Annotated in this window: 19 protein-coding genes; 12 read left to right on the top strand and 7 right to left on the bottom strand. The window is 43.4% G+C overall.

The features are described from left to right. Positions 1-275 precede the first annotated feature (275 nt). Positions 276-1490, bottom strand: a complete 1215-nt coding sequence (locus tag O0931_RS15670; RefSeq protein WP_056095258.1) for an efflux RND transporter periplasmic adaptor subunit — start codon at positions 1488-1490, stop codon at positions 276-278. After that, positions 1483-2415, bottom strand: a complete 933-nt coding sequence (locus O0931_RS15675) for an efflux RND transporter periplasmic adaptor subunit (protein ID WP_159435276.1) — start codon at positions 2413-2415, stop codon at positions 1483-1485. Before O0931_RS15675 ends, O0931_RS15670 begins: the two co-directional genes overlap by 8 nt. A 553-nt stretch (positions 2416-2968) precedes the next feature. Between O0931_RS15675 and O0931_RS15680 the strand changes: the two genes are divergently transcribed. The 12 genes from O0931_RS15680 (at position 2969) to O0931_RS15735 (ending at position 12302) form a co-directional block, all read left to right on the top strand. Continuing rightward, positions 2969-3610 carry a Crp/Fnr family transcriptional regulator gene (locus O0931_RS15680; RefSeq protein ID WP_269416452.1) on the top strand — a complete coding sequence of 214 codons (642 nt, stop codon included), beginning with the start codon at positions 2969-2971 and terminating at the stop codon, positions 3608-3610. Between the two features lie 124 nt (positions 3611-3734). Further along, the gene (locus tag O0931_RS15685; protein ID WP_056095265.1) at positions 3735-4532 is read left to right on the top strand and encodes a sulfite exporter TauE/SafE family protein; all 798 of its coding nucleotides are present in this window, start codon (positions 3735-3737) and stop codon (positions 4530-4532) included. An 85-nt stretch (positions 4533-4617) separates the two neighbouring features. Continuing rightward, positions 4618-6036, top strand: a complete 1419-nt coding sequence (locus O0931_RS15690; RefSeq protein ID WP_056095268.1) for an MBL fold metallo-hydrolase — start codon at positions 4618-4620, stop codon at positions 6034-6036. 7 nt (positions 6037-6043) lie between these two features. Continuing rightward, positions 6044-6664, top strand: a complete 621-nt coding sequence (locus O0931_RS15695; RefSeq protein WP_056095270.1) for a class I SAM-dependent methyltransferase — start codon at positions 6044-6046, stop codon at positions 6662-6664. A 16-nt stretch (positions 6665-6680) separates the two neighbouring features. Beyond that, on the top strand, positions 6681-7019 hold the full coding sequence (locus tag O0931_RS15700; RefSeq protein ID WP_197413310.1) for a rhodanese-like domain-containing protein: 339 nt from the start codon (positions 6681-6683) through the stop codon (positions 7017-7019). A gap of 163 nt (positions 7020-7182) precedes the next feature. Continuing rightward, positions 7183-7740: a YeeE/YedE family protein gene (locus tag O0931_RS15705; protein ID WP_056095272.1), complete on the top strand. Its 558-nt coding sequence runs from the start codon at positions 7183-7185 to the stop codon at positions 7738-7740. Positions 7741-7751: 11 nt separating this feature from the next. Next, on the top strand, positions 7752-8165 hold the full coding sequence (locus tag O0931_RS15710) for a DUF6691 family protein (protein ID WP_056095276.1): 414 nt from the start codon (positions 7752-7754) through the stop codon (positions 8163-8165). 110 nt (positions 8166-8275) lie between these two features. Further along, positions 8276-8557: a hypothetical protein gene (locus O0931_RS15715; RefSeq protein ID WP_146202964.1), complete on the top strand. Its 282-nt coding sequence runs from the start codon at positions 8276-8278 to the stop codon at positions 8555-8557. 122 nt (positions 8558-8679) lie between these two features. Continuing rightward, complete coding sequence (locus tag O0931_RS15720) at positions 8680-10020, top strand: MBL fold metallo-hydrolase (protein ID WP_056095282.1); 1341 nt, start codon at positions 8680-8682, stop codon at positions 10018-10020. 12 nt (positions 10021-10032) lie between these two features. Beyond that, the gene (locus O0931_RS15725; protein ID WP_199562757.1) at positions 10033-11112 is read left to right on the top strand and encodes a c-type cytochrome; all 1080 of its coding nucleotides are present in this window, start codon (positions 10033-10035) and stop codon (positions 11110-11112) included. A 4-nt stretch (positions 11113-11116) separates the two neighbouring features. Continuing rightward, positions 11117-11572, top strand: a complete 456-nt coding sequence (locus O0931_RS15730) for a DsrE family protein (protein WP_056095285.1) — start codon at positions 11117-11119, stop codon at positions 11570-11572. Positions 11573-11912: 340 nt separating this feature from the next. Next, a complete protein-coding gene (locus O0931_RS15735) occupies positions 11913-12302 on the top strand; it encodes a YidH family protein (protein ID WP_056095288.1) in 390 nt (129 codons plus the stop codon). 73 nt (positions 12303-12375) lie between these two features. On the opposite strand, the gene O0931_RS15740 is transcribed toward O0931_RS15735, so the two are convergent. The 5 genes from O0931_RS15740 to O0931_RS15760 all read right to left on the bottom strand — a co-directional run bounded on the left by O0931_RS15740 (position 12376) and on the right by O0931_RS15760 (position 14976). Next, positions 12376-12732: a response regulator gene (locus O0931_RS15740; RefSeq protein WP_269416453.1), complete on the bottom strand. Its 357-nt coding sequence runs from the start codon at positions 12730-12732 to the stop codon at positions 12376-12378. 88 nt (positions 12733-12820) lie between these two features. Then, positions 12821-13003, bottom strand: coding sequence for a hypothetical protein (locus O0931_RS15745; RefSeq protein WP_056095295.1), 183 nt, complete (start codon positions 13001-13003; stop codon positions 12821-12823). Between the two features lie 31 nt (positions 13004-13034). Further along, positions 13035-13601 (bottom strand): hypothetical protein, encoded by a 567-nt coding sequence (locus O0931_RS15750; protein WP_269416454.1) that lies wholly within the window; start codon positions 13599-13601, stop codon positions 13035-13037. After that, entirely contained in the window at positions 13598-13828 is a 231-nt protein-coding gene (locus O0931_RS15755; RefSeq protein WP_269416455.1) for a hypothetical protein, read from the bottom strand. The genes O0931_RS15750 and O0931_RS15755 overlap by 4 nt, the downstream gene beginning before the upstream one ends. Before the next feature lie 68 nt (positions 13829-13896). Beyond that, positions 13897-14976, bottom strand: coding sequence for an efflux RND transporter periplasmic adaptor subunit (locus O0931_RS15760; protein ID WP_269416456.1), 1080 nt, complete (start codon positions 14974-14976; stop codon positions 13897-13899). Positions 14977-14988 lie beyond the last annotated feature (12 nt).

The raw sequence follows: 14988 nt of genomic DNA on the forward strand, positions 1-14988 counted from the left end.
ATCTATATAAAGATGCAAAATTAAATTTATATAATTTCCCATATCTTTTATATAATTATATTAGAAAATCACCTCAAATTTCTGACATTGAACTTGTTTCAATATTTTTCGGCCCCTCGAAAAGTAATTTCGTTTCGCAGACTCCGACCTGTCAAATGCTGGATTTGCTTTTCACCAAGGTCCAGACAGTATTAGCGCAATCAAGCTACATACTATGCCAAATTTTACTTACCATGGGTATTTATCCATAAGATATGACGCACCAAATCATAACCTTACCCTCCATTTTTGAATATCGATTCACTCTCCAAGAGGTAGGCTCTACTGGTGACCACTATTTCACCTAGTGAAATGCCAGACAATACCTGCACATAGCCCCCGTTCCCTGCTCCGGTATTGACCTTTCTTCCAGAAAAACTTCCATCACGATTTTTGATCCATACCTTATTGCCTTTACCTCCTGCTAGTATTGAAGATGTGGGCACAGCAACAGCATTCTGTTTTCCATTACCAATGGAAATGTATGCCAACATCCCCGGCCTGATCAGCCCCTGCGTATTTGGAACTGCGATCCGGATGAGCACAACCTTAGATTCATCTGATAGTTCAGGATTTACAAATTCCACCTTGCCTTTAACAACCTGTCCGTTCAGATCTGGAAAAGAGACATTCACCATGTCATTTTCCTTATAGTTTCCGCTTTCGCCGGCATATAACTGCGCCTCTATCCATAGATTGGCTAACCCTTGCGTTTTTAATATAGCCATCCCTTCAGTTACGTAATCACCCTCGTGGATGGCTATGTCGCTTACCGTTCCGTTAACCTTGCTGTATATGGTAACAGTGGCCGAAGTTTTGGACAAAGAAGAAAGATTTATGATCTGGGCGGAGTTCAGGCCCCATAACAATAACTTGTGCTCTACTGTCTTGATCATGGCCTCATAATCGACGTCAGGATTATTTAATACCTTCTGCTGCTGCCTGGCCAAAAGGTATTCTTTTTCGGCTGATAACAGGTCTTCGCTATAAATGGAATACACTGCCTGACCTATTGTTATTTTTTCTCCAACGGACCTAACAAATAAACGCTGTATGCGTCCGGCCACTCTTGCACTGATCTCTTCCGCCTTACTTTCGTCCGTGGCAACTGTTCCGGTCAGAAGTTTTTCGCCCCCTGTATTTTCTTCCCTTACCGTATCAACTGTTATGCCTGCCAACTGAATCTGGCTTGCTGTCAATGTTATTTTTTCCGTGGCAGAATTTCCTGATCCAGTAAGTTCGACCTTGATCAGTTTCATGCCACAGATCGGACAGTTGCCGGGATGGTCTTCATGTATCTGTGGATGCATGGAACAGGTATAGTAAAATTTGCTTTTTGCTTTTGCCGCCGGCTCTGCTTTTTGTTTGCAGCTGTTAAATATACTTACTGAAAGCACAATAATCAGTAAGGCACAGATCCTTTTCAGGTTAATTCTTTTTATGTTATTCATGACCCTTTGTTTTGATGAAACTCTCACTGTCTGTTAAATACCCTGCATCTACTGCCAGGGTATCGGTTGCGGAAAGGCCTCTTGTTATCTGTATTTCGTTCCCTTTGAAAGTCCCAATATTTACACTATGTGCATAGTATAAGCTGCCTTTTTTTAGCCAGATTATTTTTGTCTGCCCAAGATCCTGCAGAGCAGACCTCGGTATCCAAAGCCCTTTGGATTTTCCCGTCTCTATTGAGGCATTGATTAGACTGTTTACCTTCAGCTGATGTTCCATATTGTCCAGATAAACCCTTGCGCTAACCGTTTTGTCACCTTGCTGAAGGGTAGGTTCAATAAAATCTACTTTCCCATATAACGTTTTACCTGGCAGATCCGGCAGGGTAATCTTAACCGGTTGATTTAACTCTAAGCTGGCCAGTGAATTTCTGTCGATCTTGATAATGGCCTGGAACAGGGCAGCCCAGGTGATCAGCTCAGGCATAATCTGGTAAGGGTGCCTTAAAATATGAACCGGCCTATGGTCCGACAGAGAAAGCCTGCGTTTTTTAAGGTAGACGGTAAAAAGAAGAATTGCGCAAAGCAGCAACCCTCCCGGTAAGCTTCCCCTTGGAGAGAGGATGATTTGTCCGGGTTCAGCAGCAAAAGCAGCATAGTTCCCTGCAGCATAAACCAGTTTATACCCGATAAGAAAACCTAAAAATCCATTGGTTATCCATTCCCATAACAAAATCTCCTTCTTAGGCTGTATAATAATCTCAACAGGTGCTATATGTCCTGCAGCCTCCTTTCTTTTAAGCTCAGCAGAAAACAGCAGGTAACCAGAAATAAATGCCAGGGCCACAAAGAAACCGAAAGTCTGAACGGGAAGCGGAATATATATTCCAAATAGGTATTCAATAAGATGGGTCAGGGTTGGGAACATAGGCAGAAACTGAAAAACCGCAACGTAAAAAAATATATTAGCCGCCATCAGGAAATTGCCCCAAGTAGTCCATAAAGTGGGGACCCTTTAAAAAGCAGATCCCCACTGATCCTATTTGGATAACAATAAGTCTTAAGCCAGCAAGCGTTTGAGCCACTTTAATTCAATATATAAAATTAAATGCCCAAAGACTAGTAAGCCACGCCTCAGAAGCTAATTATGACCTCATTGTTACGATTCATAGTTATGGTGGTACCTTTAAAAAGTCGCACTGATCGGGCTATTTCTTTCCGGGTCGATCAAAAAACATAAAGATTAACAAGGGATAAAAAATAAAAAACAATATGTGATTTTTGTCAGCTTTATCCCTGGACGAAGTGTTAGGTTTACTTTGGAAAAAACGCGCTGCATGTTTTAATTAGGGAACCATAGAGAGTTTCTTTGTAAATTTATTATACCCTTTATTCTATATCCAAAAAATGTATTCCAATATTTTAAAGAATTTTGGCGCAGGCCTGCAGTATAGTTATCTTTAAAATCCAAAACAGCTAAAATGAAAGATATGACCATTGCGGAATACATCGAAAGACTTTTTCCCCAGTTTGAACCTGCCCTTAAGACCATCCTTATCGAGAATGCGACGCTTAGGGATTTTCAGGGAGGTGATATGCTCATGCAAACTGGGCAGAATATGCGCTCCACGGTGCTTGTCGTAGAAGGCATGGTAAAGCTCTACAGGGAGGGAGAAGATGGACAGGAATTCTTTATGTATTATCTCCAGCCAGGAAATGCGTGTGCACTTTCCATGATATGCGCAACCAAACAGGAAACCAGTCAGGTAATGGCAAAGGCCATTGAACAGACCAAGGTACTCATGATTCCGATTGCCCTGATGGATAAGCTGATGCGGGATTACAGAACATGGTATTACTTTGTCATTGAAACATACCGTATGCGCTTTGAAGAACTCCTCTTTGTCATCGATAATATCGCCTTTAAGGCAATGGATGAGCGGCTGGCCTTTTACCTGAAAAAGCAAGCTGGAGATTTAAACACAAAAGAACTGCACCTTACCCACAGTGAAATTGCATCTGATTTGAACACCTCCCGGGAAGTAATTTCAAGGCTGCTTAAGAAAATGGAGCAGGCAGGAGAAATTAAGATGTACCGTAATTACATCGAATATTTAGCCTAAGCCCATAAAAAGAATAAAGTTATTTTTACTGCGAAAGGCATCACTTCTTGAAAATATAATGAGTGTGACAAAAGTCACCAACATTGGTAGATGATAACTCGATTTTTGTTAAAAAATAACAGAAATGGAAATCATTGCATACGTTGCATCTGCCTTAATTGGAATTTCGCTTGGATTGATCGGCGGTGGCGGTTCTATCCTCACCATGCCGGTACTGGTTTACCTATTTGGGGTTAATCCGCTATTGGCTACTTCTTATTCATTGTTCATCGTTGGCTCTACAAGTTTAGCAGGTACAGTCGGGAATTTTAAGCGTGGGCTGGTGAATATTAAAACAGCTTTGCTGTTTGGTAGTGCATCCATCTCAACTGTATTCTTAACCCGCAAATTCATTATCCCCCTTATACCCAAGATAATAATAAAAATCGGCGATTTTGAGTTAACAGAAAACATGCTCATGATGGTACTCTTTGCAGTTTTGATGGTAGCGGCTGCAACAGCGATGATTAAAGGTGCAAGAGCAGAAAGCAGCACCCGAATAGAAAAACCCCCACTTCACATCGGTAAACTGTTTTTATACGGCATTGCCATCGGCCTCGCTACTGGTTTTTTGGGTGCTGGTGGTGGCTTTCTACTTATTCCTACACTTGTTATTTTAGTGGGCTTACCCATGAAAGAGGCCGTAGGTACTTCACTTTTCATCATAGCGCTTAATTCGCTCATCGGTTTCACCGGCGATCTTGGACATTTCCATATCGACTGGATCTTTCTCGCCAAAATTACTACCGTTGCCATTGCCGGTATCGTGGTAGGTGGAATGATAAACAAAAAAATAGATGGAGGAAAACTGAAGAAAGGTTTCGGGTGGTTTGTACTGGTTATGGGTTGCTACATCATTCTAAAAGAGGTAATATTTAAGTAACCTTCAGAAACAAACTCCTTGTGTGACAAAAGTCACCAACGACCATATCGTTAAGGATTAATTTTGACATACTAATTTAATCATCATGATTATAGAACAAATTTACACCGGATGTCTGGCACAAGGTGCCTATTATATAGAAAGCAACGGAGAGGCGGCCATTATCGATCCGCTTCGAGAGGTTAGTCCGTATATGGAACGTGCACGGAAGAACAACGCAAAAATAAAATACGTGCTCGAAACACATTTCCATGCCGATTTTGTATCCGGACACATTGATCTGGCTAAAGAAAGCGGCGCAGAAATCGTTTACGGGCCGAATGCAAAACCCGACTTTGATTTTTACGGTGCGAAAGACGGAGAAGTGTTGCGACTTGGTGGGGCAAAGATTAAAGTGTTGCACACCCCAGGACATACCATGGAAAGCACCTGTTTCCTGGTTAGCGATGAGCAAGGAAAGGAAATAGCACTGTTCTCCGGCGATACGCTTTTTATAGGCGATGTGGGAAGACCCGATCTGGCACAGAAACCGGTCAGTGAGCTTACAAGTGAGATGCTAGCAGGTTATCTCTTTGATTCTTTACGCAATAAGATCATGCCTTTAAGCGATGATATTATGGTTTATCCTGCACATGGTGCGGGTAGCGCATGCGGAAAAAATATGAGCAAAGAGACCACCGATCTTTTGGGAAATCAAAAGAAGACCAATTATGCGCTAAGGGCAGGCATGTCCAAAGACGAATTCATTAAAGAGGTTACTGATGGTCTTTTACCGCCTCCTGCATATTTTCCTGAAAACGTCATGATGAACATCCATGGATATGATAGTTTTAACAAAGTGATAGAACGAGGCATGCAAGCCCTTAACCCCGATGCTTTTGAGCGGGTTGCAAATGAAACAGGAGCGGTAATTCTCGACACAAGAGCTCCAGAGGATTTTATAAAAGGCTTTCTCCCAAACTCGGTAAATATTGGCATCGATGGAAATTTCGCCCCCTGGGTAGGAACTTTAATCCCGGACATTAAACATCCTATTTTACTTATTACAGATGAGGGTAGAATTGAAGAGGTGCTCACCCGTTTATCAAGAGTAGGATTTGATGGTGCAGTAGGTTACCTAGATGGCGGCGTCGTTGCCTGGAAAAAAGCTGGTCAGGAAACCGACGAGATAAAATCGGTTTGTGTAGCCCGGCTGGCCGAAATCGGCAAAAAAGCGGAGGTAAATATTCTGGACGTCAGAAAAACAAAGGAATACTTAAGCGAGCATGTCGAGGGTGCTGTCAACCTTCCACTGGATTATATCAACGAAAACCTCGGCACCGTCGATAAAACCAAGACCTACTTTGTTCACTGTGCAGGTGGTTACCGTTCTGTTATTTTCAATTCCATCATGCGCTCACGCGGGTACCACAACCTCATCGATGTGGCTGGTGGTTTTAAGGCCATACAGGAAAACGGATGTATTCCGACTACAGCATTTGTATGTCCAAGTACCTTAATATAAAAGGGATATGAAAAATGAGAAAAAATCGCACTGGGAAAAGGTGTATTTAGAAAAAAGTCCTGACCAGGTCAGCTGGACGCAGGTCTACCCCACAGTTTCAATGGAGATGATAACGGGGTTCAATCTGGATAAATCTGCTCCGATAATCGATATTGGCGGGGGAGACAGTCTGCTTGTGGATTTTTTGCTTCAGGAAGGCTACAGCGATATTACCGTAGTGGATATATCTTCCCGGGCATTGGAAAAGGCAAAGGCAAGGCTTGGAGAACTGTCTGGCAGGATACACTGGATCGAGACAGACATCAGGGATTTTGTGCCGCAAAGAAGTTATGCAGTCTGGCATGACCGGGCCACTTTTCATTTCCTTCATTCATCAGAGGAAATCCATAGTTATGCAAACACGGCAGGTCAGTTTACCGGAGAATACTTGGTCATGGCGACTTTTTCGCTCACCGGACCAGAAAAATGCAGTGGCCTGCCCGTTTCAAGATACAGTGAAAGAACGCTGCGCGAGATATTTAGAGAAGGGTTTACCGAAATAGAGTGCAGGCCGCAAGAGCACACTACCCCAATGCAAAGCACGCAGGATTTTCTGTTCTGCAGCTTTAAAAAAAATACAGAGCAATAAGAAACGAATAAATACAATGAATAAACTACTTCAAATGATCAGCAGTTTTTTTTCAAAAGGTGCGTACAACCTCGATGGCTACCACTTCAAAAACGAATTTACAAAAAGCAGTGACGCAGTCCTCTTAGATGTAAGGACAAAGCCTGAATATGCCCCAGGCGCGCTTCCTTCAGCCATATATATCGATTTCCTGGGTTCTGCCTTTTCTTTAGAACTTGCAAAGCTGGATAAGGCCAAGCGGTATTTCCTCTATTGCAGAAGTGGAAAGCGTTCCTCCTCAGCGGTATCGGAGATGAGAAAACTTGGGGTGGAAGCATTCAACCTGGTTGGAGGTATCGGTACCTGGCCAAAATGAAGAAATATATTCAAGAAATATTGATCTATTCAACGCTGCCGGCCGGATTTCTTCGGGATGGCAGTTTGCTAAAATGATTCAGCACTTACTTGCTCAAACCGCCACAGGCATTACCTTTTAACAACAACAAAAACACCCATATTAACATTTCATTTAAAAAAACATGATTGATTTTATTAAACAACCCTGGCCTTGGTATTTCTCGGGCAGCATGATCGTACTCATTATGCTCATCCTACTTTTTTTCGGAAAGTCCTTTGGCTTTTCATCAAACCTGCGAACGATGTGCAGCATAGCCGGAGCAGGCAGGAAAGTAAAATTTTTTGATTTTAAATGGAAAGACCAGACCTGGAACCTCATGTTCCTTATCGGCTCGGTAATAGGTGGATTTGTTGCTACAAATTACCTTAGCAGTCCATCTCCCGTAAAATTATCATCCGCCACAATCTCCGATTTAAATCAATTGGGCATTAAGTTCGATGGTGGGTTAAATCCAACCGGCCTGTTTTCACTGGAAGCAATGAAAGATTTAAAAACGCTGGCTATTTTACTCATCGGTGGTTTATTAGTCGGTTTTGGATCTCGTTATGCAGGCGGTTGTACTTCTGGTCACGCCATATCCGGGCTTTCGAATCTGCAAGTACCATCACTAGTAGCCGTAATCGGTTTCTTTGTTGGTGGCCTGATCATGACTTTCCTCATCATGCCTTTTATCTTTTAAATCTAAAAAAAATGAAATTCATAAAATATATTCTTGCAGGAACACTTTTCGGAATCATCATGACCAAGTCTGAGGCTGTTTCCTGGTACAGGATCCAGGAAATGTTCCGTTTCCAGTCTTTCCATATGTATGGAATTATTGGTACGGCCGTTGTACTTGGCGTAATTGCAGTATGGCTGATCAAAAAATTCAAAGCCAAGGATCTGGCCGGAAATCCGATTGTCTTCCACGATAAGGACAAGGCCTATATAAAATACCTACTAGGCGGCACCATTTTCGGCCTGGGCTGGGCACTCACCGGCGCCTGTCCCGGCCCCATGTTCGTCAACCTTGGGAGCGGATATGCCGGTATGGCGGTGGTCATCCTTGGTGCGCTCCTGGGCACCTATCTATACGGAGCGATGAAAAGCAAGCTCCCTCATTAATAAAATAGAATCTGATGAGCAAACTAAGGGCTATAATAGACCATAGATGTCCCAGGTGCCGAAAGGGAAAATTATATACCCATTCCATGTTCCATTGGAAATATGATCAGATGAATAAAAAATTTGCCTGCTGCAACCTGAACTATGAGATAGAGCCGGGCTTCTTTATCGGAGCGATGTATGTGAGCTATGTTTTCATTGTCGCAGAACTTGTCAATGCGGGCATTCCGGCATTCATGATCTTTGGCGAAGAAGAGCAGTGGGCAATCATCGCAACCACTATTTCGCCGGTCATCCTACTGTTCACCTTCAACTACCGCTATGCCAGAACCCTTTTGCTCCATGTCCTCTCTCCGATCAAATATGATGAAAGTGCAGGCAGAAACTGCTGAGAAGATTTTGGGGCGCTGTGACAAAAGTTACAGTGCGAAGAACCGCTAAAGGGTAAATTTGATGTAAACCTGGCAAAGGCAGGAATCATACCGTTAAACACATTAATCAAAAATAAAAACACATGAAAATAGAACAATTTGAAGACAAGCACCTCTCCCATTACAGCTATGCGGTACTGAGCGAATGCCGGAATGAAATCATATTGATCGATCCCTCCAGGGATCCGTCTGCATATTACCATTTTGCCGAAAAACACCAGGCCAAAATAGTTGGTGTTATCGAGACGCACCCGCATGCGGATTTTGTGAGTGCTCATCTTGAAATCCATCATAAGACCGGCGCAACAATATATTGCAGCAAACTCAATACGCCGTCCTACCTGTTTTCCCCATTTGATGAAGACCAGACGATAACCCTGGGAAAGATCACCTTAAGGGCAATCAACACCCCGGGGCACTCTCCGGATAGTATCAGTATTTTGCTCGAACACGATGGGAAACAAAAAGCGCTATTTTCCGGAGATACCCTTTTTATCGGTGACTGCGGAAGGCCGGATTTAAGGGAAAGCGGAGGTGATTCAATGGCGGAACGCAATTTCCTTGCCGCCCAAATGTACCATTCATTAAGGGACAAACTGATGAAACTCTCAGATGAAGTGATTCTGTATCCGGCACACGGGGCAGGTACGCTCTGCGGAAAAGCGTTGAGCGAGGCCAATAGCAGTACCATTGGTGCTGAAAAAAGAAGTAACTGGTCACTGCAGGAAATGACTGAGGCCGATTTTGTGAGCGCATTAAATGAAAACCAGCCATTCATTCCATTTTACTTCCCTTTTGATGTGGCCTTGAACAAGAAAGGCGCAGCACCGTTTGAAGATTCGGTAAGTGCGGTTCAGATCATGGAATCCGGTGAAAACTTAAAACCAAATGCCCTAATTATCGATACGCGAAGGGAAGATGTTTTTAAGAAGGGACATATAGAAGGCGCTGTAAATATCATGGATGGAAACAAATTTGAAACCTGGCTGGGCAGCATTGTGAAGCCTGAAGAGCCTTATTATCTTATGGCAGAAAATCTTGCTACATTGCATAGTCTTATCGCGAGGACCGCATCCATCGGGTATGAAACGCAGCTTGCCGGCGGTTTTATAAACGCAGTAGAAACTGTCCCGGATGAGATTATCGATATCCAAAATTTTAAAGAGAACCAAAATGGATATACCATTGTGGATGTGAGGAACAAGACAGAGCGTATGGAAAACAGTATTTTTGAGAACAGCATAAATATTCCACTGGGAAATTTAAGGGAAAGGGTAAACGAAATTCCGCTGGAGCAACCCGTAGCAGTACACTGCGCCGGTGGATACAGAAGTGCGGCTGCAAGCTCACTGATTGCATCCGTTATTGATGGCAAGCAAAAGGTGCTTGATATTGGTGAGGCCATTAAGGATTTTCAGAATTAATATTTTAAAAGTGTGAAAACAGAAAGAAACAACGAGGATAAACTGCAGGTATTTGCCCGGTTTGGAAAATATCTCGTATGGACGTCATTTCTATTCGTTGTGATCATGTTTTCTCTTGTTTTAGCACTCAGCGGATTTCATCTTCCAAAAAGTTTCTATGCGGATAAGCCTAATCCATCCATTCAAAAGAATCAAATAAAACCTTTAGAGCGCCGTGTTGCTAAACCCGAATATTGGAAGGCGCCTGATACGATGCAGCTTCAGGGCAAAGCTGATGCGGATCTGATCAGGTATGGCCGGGATTTGATTGTCCGTACGGCATACTATTTAGGGCCGCAGGGTATCGTAGGAAAGCTGACTAATGGTATGAATTGTCAGAACTGCCACTTGGATGCAGGAACCAGGCCCTTTGCGAATAATTTCTCCATCTTTTATGCAGGTTTTCCAAAAATGAGCGCAAGAAGCGGTAGAAAGGAAGAAGCCTTTGAACGGATTAATGAGTGCTTCGAGCGAAGCATGAACGGCAAAGCTCCGGGAAGAAATTCCAGGGAAATGGTCGCCATGTTGGCCTATTTAAAATGGGTTGGAAAAAAACAGGATGCCGCACATTCCATTGCGGATAATTCGGTAAAAAAAATCCCATATCTGGATGTGCCTGCAGATCCCCTGAAGGGGAAAATGGTATATGCCTCCAAATGCAGCAGCTGTCATGGAGAAACGGGCAAAGGCGTTGCCTCACCTGATGGAAAAGGATATATGTACCCTCCCCTTTGGGGCAGGGACAGCTATAACGATGGTGCAGGAATGTTCAGGCTTGGAAATTTTGCAGGATTTGTCAAAAACAACATGCCTTATGGCGCCACCTACAAAGATCCGAACTTAACGGATGCGGAAGCCTGGGACGTAGCTGCATTTGTGAATGCGCAGCCCAGACCGCACCTGGATTCCAAAAACGACTATAAAAACCTGTACACAAAGCCAATAGATTATCCCTTCGGGCCATATGCAGATCACTTTAGCGAAAAGCAGCATAAATATGGTCCCTTTATTGACATGGCTGAACAGCACGCACCTATAAAACAGAAAAAATAGAAACATGAAAAAATTACTGATCTTACTCCAGCTTGTCATCATGATGGTCATCACCACCAATGTATCTGCACAGGAGACAAAAAAACCGTTTACGGGTGCTGTTGCAAAAAAGAAATCATATAAAGCGCTATATGTACTTAACAGTGCCGAGGAAAAACATATTTCGGGAACACTCAGGAACATCAACAATGCTTTGGAGGATCCAAGATTGAAGGGAAAACTGGAGGTTGAGCTTATCGCCTTCGGGGATGGCGTGGCGGTTTATCGCAAGGATGGAAAGTTCCTTGAGCAGCTTAATTTGCTAAAGTCAAAGGGCGTAATTCTTGCGCAGTGCGAGAATACCGTTCGCGAGCGGAAAATCGATAAGTCAGATCTCTTCGATTTCATCAGCTATGTGCCAAGCGGCAACGGAGAGATCATCATCCGTTCGGCGGAAGGATGGGTAATCGTTCATCCCTAATGTAAAAACCAAAACGGCAGTGAATCTTTAAAAGGTGCAAATTGGTATTTCGATACGATGCAAAGATTAGGATCAGTTGTGCCGGATCCATTTCACCCGGGGCCGCAAACGCCGAAAATTATTGTCATGTTTAAATATCAATGGCTTATGCCGGCAACACTAAAATTCAAAAGGTTCGACAAAATTGTCTATCATCGTATGTGCTGTGCGGAGTAACGCATTTAAAAATGCTAGGGAATTTATCGAAAAGCTACACAATTAAAACAGTACTCGCCCAAACAGCATTGATAAAATTTTGTTAATCAGGCATGCGGTGATCCGTCAACCAATATTATCAATAATGGAAAAAGAAGAACAAGCCATTCCTAAATCAAACACTGGTGACCATCTGGCCAACGAACGGACTTTTCTTGCCTGGATAAGAACTAGCATAGGAATTATGGGCTTTGGTTTTGTGGTGGTAAAGTTTTCACTTTTTATCAAGCAGATCACTCTCGCTCTTGGGGCCAAAGCCGTCGTACACCAAACCGGCAACTCACAGAGGATAGGAATACTTCTTGTCGGGGTAGGCGCACTGACCATCATCCTGGCATTTATGCGCTATCAAAAAACTCATACACTTATTAATCAAGGCAGTTATTACCATTCCTCTACACTCATCAAAGTCCTTACCGTGGTTATTTTCATTTCAAGCATGCTTTTGTTGATATATCTTGTAAGAACGACTTAGCGGATCTCTGTCATGGAAACACTGATTGTGAGCACGAATACCAAACTTGAGAGAACCCGTACTTTATCACCGGTCAAATATGTTTCGCTACCAAACGCAGCAGGTCGTGAATATCGAAAGGCTTTTTAATAAAATTCTCTGCAGCGCAGCCCCTTCTGATGTCATAACGGTCCGCATGAGCACTCATCATGATAATCGGAACATTCCGGGTTTTCTCTAAGGACTTCAGGTAACTGCAGACTTCAATGCCGTTTCCATCGGGGAGCATAACATCCAGCAGAAAAAGATCTGCAACATGCTCACTTAGCCCTGCCATAAACGAGCTTACCGAAGAAAACGCGGAAACCCCGTACCCCTCACTGTTAAAAAGAAGCTGTAATACTTCGGTTATACCCTCATCATTTTCCAAAAGATATATCATCTTTTCCATTTGTCATGCATATTGTGGGTTGCCCATGGTTATAATAAATCTGATTTGCCATTCCTACGAATGTTTTTTTAAAGGTCTAAAAAGGCCCCTACTTCCTCAATTTTCGCTTCTCATTGAGATGGCCGGTTTCCAGGTTCAACCGCTCCAGCAGGTAACGCAATAAAACCTCTCTATCTTGGTTTGCGGGGTGATATGCGTTATCTCCACCCTTTGCTGAGGATTTATTATGGTCAAAAGTTTCAAATGGTTGTGAAATATTTTTCTCTGTCATAATTTAAATTTTAGGTTAAATATTTTGCCTATTATTTTTTAGTTCCTGAAATTGCCAGAGCCAAACGAAGTCCAAAAAAGGAAACCTGCCCTCCGCTGCTTTTCCAACCCTCATAACGAAGGCCGAGATCTGCACTATAATGCTTGGAAATTGGAATGCTGGCACCCAAAGTCGGTCCGTAGGCAAAAGAGGTATTGAGTCGGTCTCCAAGGGTATTTGCTGCACCAAGCTCAAGGGCAGCGTAATAGATACCTTCAAAGTAATATTTTGCTCCGACTTTAATTGGAACAACACCATTCATGCTTGTTGGCTCTCCTAAATAATCGAGACGTTTTTTTACCTCATCCCTGTAGCGGAAAGTCATATAGCCCGCAGATCCGGTTAGGTTGAGGTGCTCCGAAACCTTGAATTCCACTTTTGTTGATGCCCCGTATCCGTTGACATAAGTTTTAGCCGTCTTTCCGGTCGGAAAGCCCATGACAAAGCCTACCGATATCCTGGGGACGGCAGTTTGATCTTGCGCCTTTACCTTTACAGTCATCAATAACAGGAAACAGATCAGAAAAGATTGAAATGTCCATCCGGCATAGGCACTCATAGGGAGGTCCTGTAAAAAATGTTTAACTCGGCCGCAATGCTTTCCAGGTAAGGGGCAAGCTTAAAATCTCTTGATACAAAGGATATTACCCCTTGTTTTTTACATTCCCAGACCGTCCCAACCAGCTCTCCCTCGATGTAGACCTGGTTGCATCTTTCTTTTGGGACATCTATGCAAATGTGTTTTCCCGCAATTTCAAACTCATGGTTAAATTCTAAATCTTTCATATTTTCCTTTTTTCTTATCTGACTAATAAAAAGATTTGCCGGGCGGCTAATATCCGCCCGGCAATGTTTTATAGCGCCTGACCGCTTTTGATCTCATCGTTCGCGGGCGAAATAATCTCTGTCCCGGCTTTGATGGAACCAAAAATCTCGGTCATCTCTTTTCCCTTCATCCCTTCCTTAATGTCAACGAGCTTGGCTTTACCATTTGCAATTTCCACTACGTACTTCCGTTCTGTAGAACGCACGATAGCAGAATTAGGCACAAGAAGCGAAGTCGCACCGGATTTAAGCGGGATTTCAACCTCGGCATACATGCCGGCCTTCAACCTGTTATCTTTATTGGCCATGTCAACCTCGACGATTTCCTGGCGCATGTTGCCCAGTGAATTTGCAGACCGGCTGATCTTGGCCTGGCGCTGTTCCCCCGGCAGCGCATTGAAGCGGAACTTGACCATCTGGCTTAGGTCCACTTTGTCTACATAATCCTCAGGTATAGAAACTTCAAGCCTCATGTGGGTCAGGTCCTGCAATACCAGCATGGGTAGGTCCGAAGATTTGCCCGCCGACACCAGTGCTCCCGGTGATACATTCCTGTCAACGATCACCCCGTCAAAAGGCGCATATACTTTCAAGTAGTCCTGCATGGTACGTACGGAGGATACATTTGACCGCTCAGCCTCAGCTATGGCCTTATCTCCTTTCATCCTGGAAAGCGCATTATCAAGTTCTAGCGGAGATACCGAACCTTCCTCTTTTGCTGCTTCTTTCAGACGTCTGTATTTCTCACTGCTCGCCGATGCGGTCTCCCGTGCCTGCAGGTAACGGGAATTTGCCGATTGCAATTGTGATTCGAGTTCCGGTGCTTCCAGGGTCATCAGCAGCTGGCCTTTGGTCACCTTAGAACCCAAATCGACCAGTATAGCCTTTACAAAGCCGTTGGCCTTTGGAAAAATATTTACCTGGTTGAAAGGCTTGAGCACGCCCGGAATGCGGGTAAAACTCGATAGGGCCTCTTCTTCAACCTTAGCCGTTTCATATTTGGCTTCCTTACCGTTTTTTTCCGGACTGATGTCCACAGGTTTCTGGTTTCCGCCACAGGCGGCCAGAGTACTTATAATTATTATGATGGGAATGAATCTGGTTTTCATGTTGTTTATCTT

The sequence above is a fragment of the Pedobacter rhodius genome, assembly GCF_027213645.1.
In the GTDB taxonomy this organism is placed as follows: Bacteria; Bacteroidota; Bacteroidia; order Sphingobacteriales; family Sphingobacteriaceae; genus Pedobacter; species Pedobacter rhodius.

Excerpts from the sequence above, each read along its gene's own strand:
- O0931_RS15670 (WP_056095258.1), bottom strand. The coding sequence starts at position 1,490 with ATGAATAACATAAAAAGAATTAACCTGAAAAGGATCTGTGCCTTACTG.
- O0931_RS15675 (WP_159435276.1), bottom strand. The coding sequence starts at position 2,415 with ATGTTCCCAACCCTGACCCATCTTATTGAATACCTATTTGGAATATAT.
- O0931_RS15680 (WP_269416452.1), top strand. The coding sequence starts at position 2,969 with ATGAAAGATATGACCATTGCGGAATACATCGAAAGACTTTTTCCCCAG.
- O0931_RS15685 (WP_056095265.1), top strand. The coding sequence starts at position 3,735 with ATGGAAATCATTGCATACGTTGCATCTGCCTTAATTGGAATTTCGCTT.
- O0931_RS15690 (WP_056095268.1), top strand. The coding sequence starts at position 4,618 with ATGATTATAGAACAAATTTACACCGGATGTCTGGCACAAGGTGCCTAT.
- O0931_RS15695 (WP_056095270.1), top strand. The coding sequence starts at position 6,044 with ATGAAAAATGAGAAAAAATCGCACTGGGAAAAGGTGTATTTAGAAAAA.
- O0931_RS15700 (WP_197413310.1), top strand. The coding sequence starts at position 6,681 with ATGAATAAACTACTTCAAATGATCAGCAGTTTTTTTTCAAAAGGTGCG.
- O0931_RS15705 (WP_056095272.1), top strand. The coding sequence starts at position 7,183 with ATGATTGATTTTATTAAACAACCCTGGCCTTGGTATTTCTCGGGCAGC.
- O0931_RS15710 (WP_056095276.1), top strand. The coding sequence starts at position 7,752 with ATGAAATTCATAAAATATATTCTTGCAGGAACACTTTTCGGAATCATC.
- O0931_RS15715 (WP_146202964.1), top strand. The coding sequence starts at position 8,276 with ATGAATAAAAAATTTGCCTGCTGCAACCTGAACTATGAGATAGAGCCG.
- O0931_RS15720 (WP_056095282.1), top strand. The coding sequence starts at position 8,680 with ATGAAAATAGAACAATTTGAAGACAAGCACCTCTCCCATTACAGCTAT.
- O0931_RS15730 (WP_056095285.1), top strand. The coding sequence starts at position 11,117 with ATGAAAAAATTACTGATCTTACTCCAGCTTGTCATCATGATGGTCATC.
- O0931_RS15735 (WP_056095288.1), top strand. The coding sequence starts at position 11,913 with ATGGAAAAAGAAGAACAAGCCATTCCTAAATCAAACACTGGTGACCAT.
- O0931_RS15740 (WP_269416453.1), bottom strand. The coding sequence starts at position 12,732 with ATGGAAAAGATGATATATCTTTTGGAAAATGATGAGGGTATAACCGAA.
- O0931_RS15745 (WP_056095295.1), bottom strand. The coding sequence starts at position 13,003 with ATGACAGAGAAAAATATTTCACAACCATTTGAAACTTTTGACCATAAT.
- O0931_RS15750 (WP_269416454.1), bottom strand. The coding sequence starts at position 13,601 with ATGAGTGCCTATGCCGGATGGACATTTCAATCTTTTCTGATCTGTTTC.
- O0931_RS15755 (WP_269416455.1), bottom strand. The coding sequence starts at position 13,828 with ATGAAAGATTTAGAATTTAACCATGAGTTTGAAATTGCGGGAAAACAC.
- O0931_RS15760 (WP_269416456.1), bottom strand. The coding sequence starts at position 14,976 with ATGAAAACCAGATTCATTCCCATCATAATAATTATAAGTACTCTGGCC.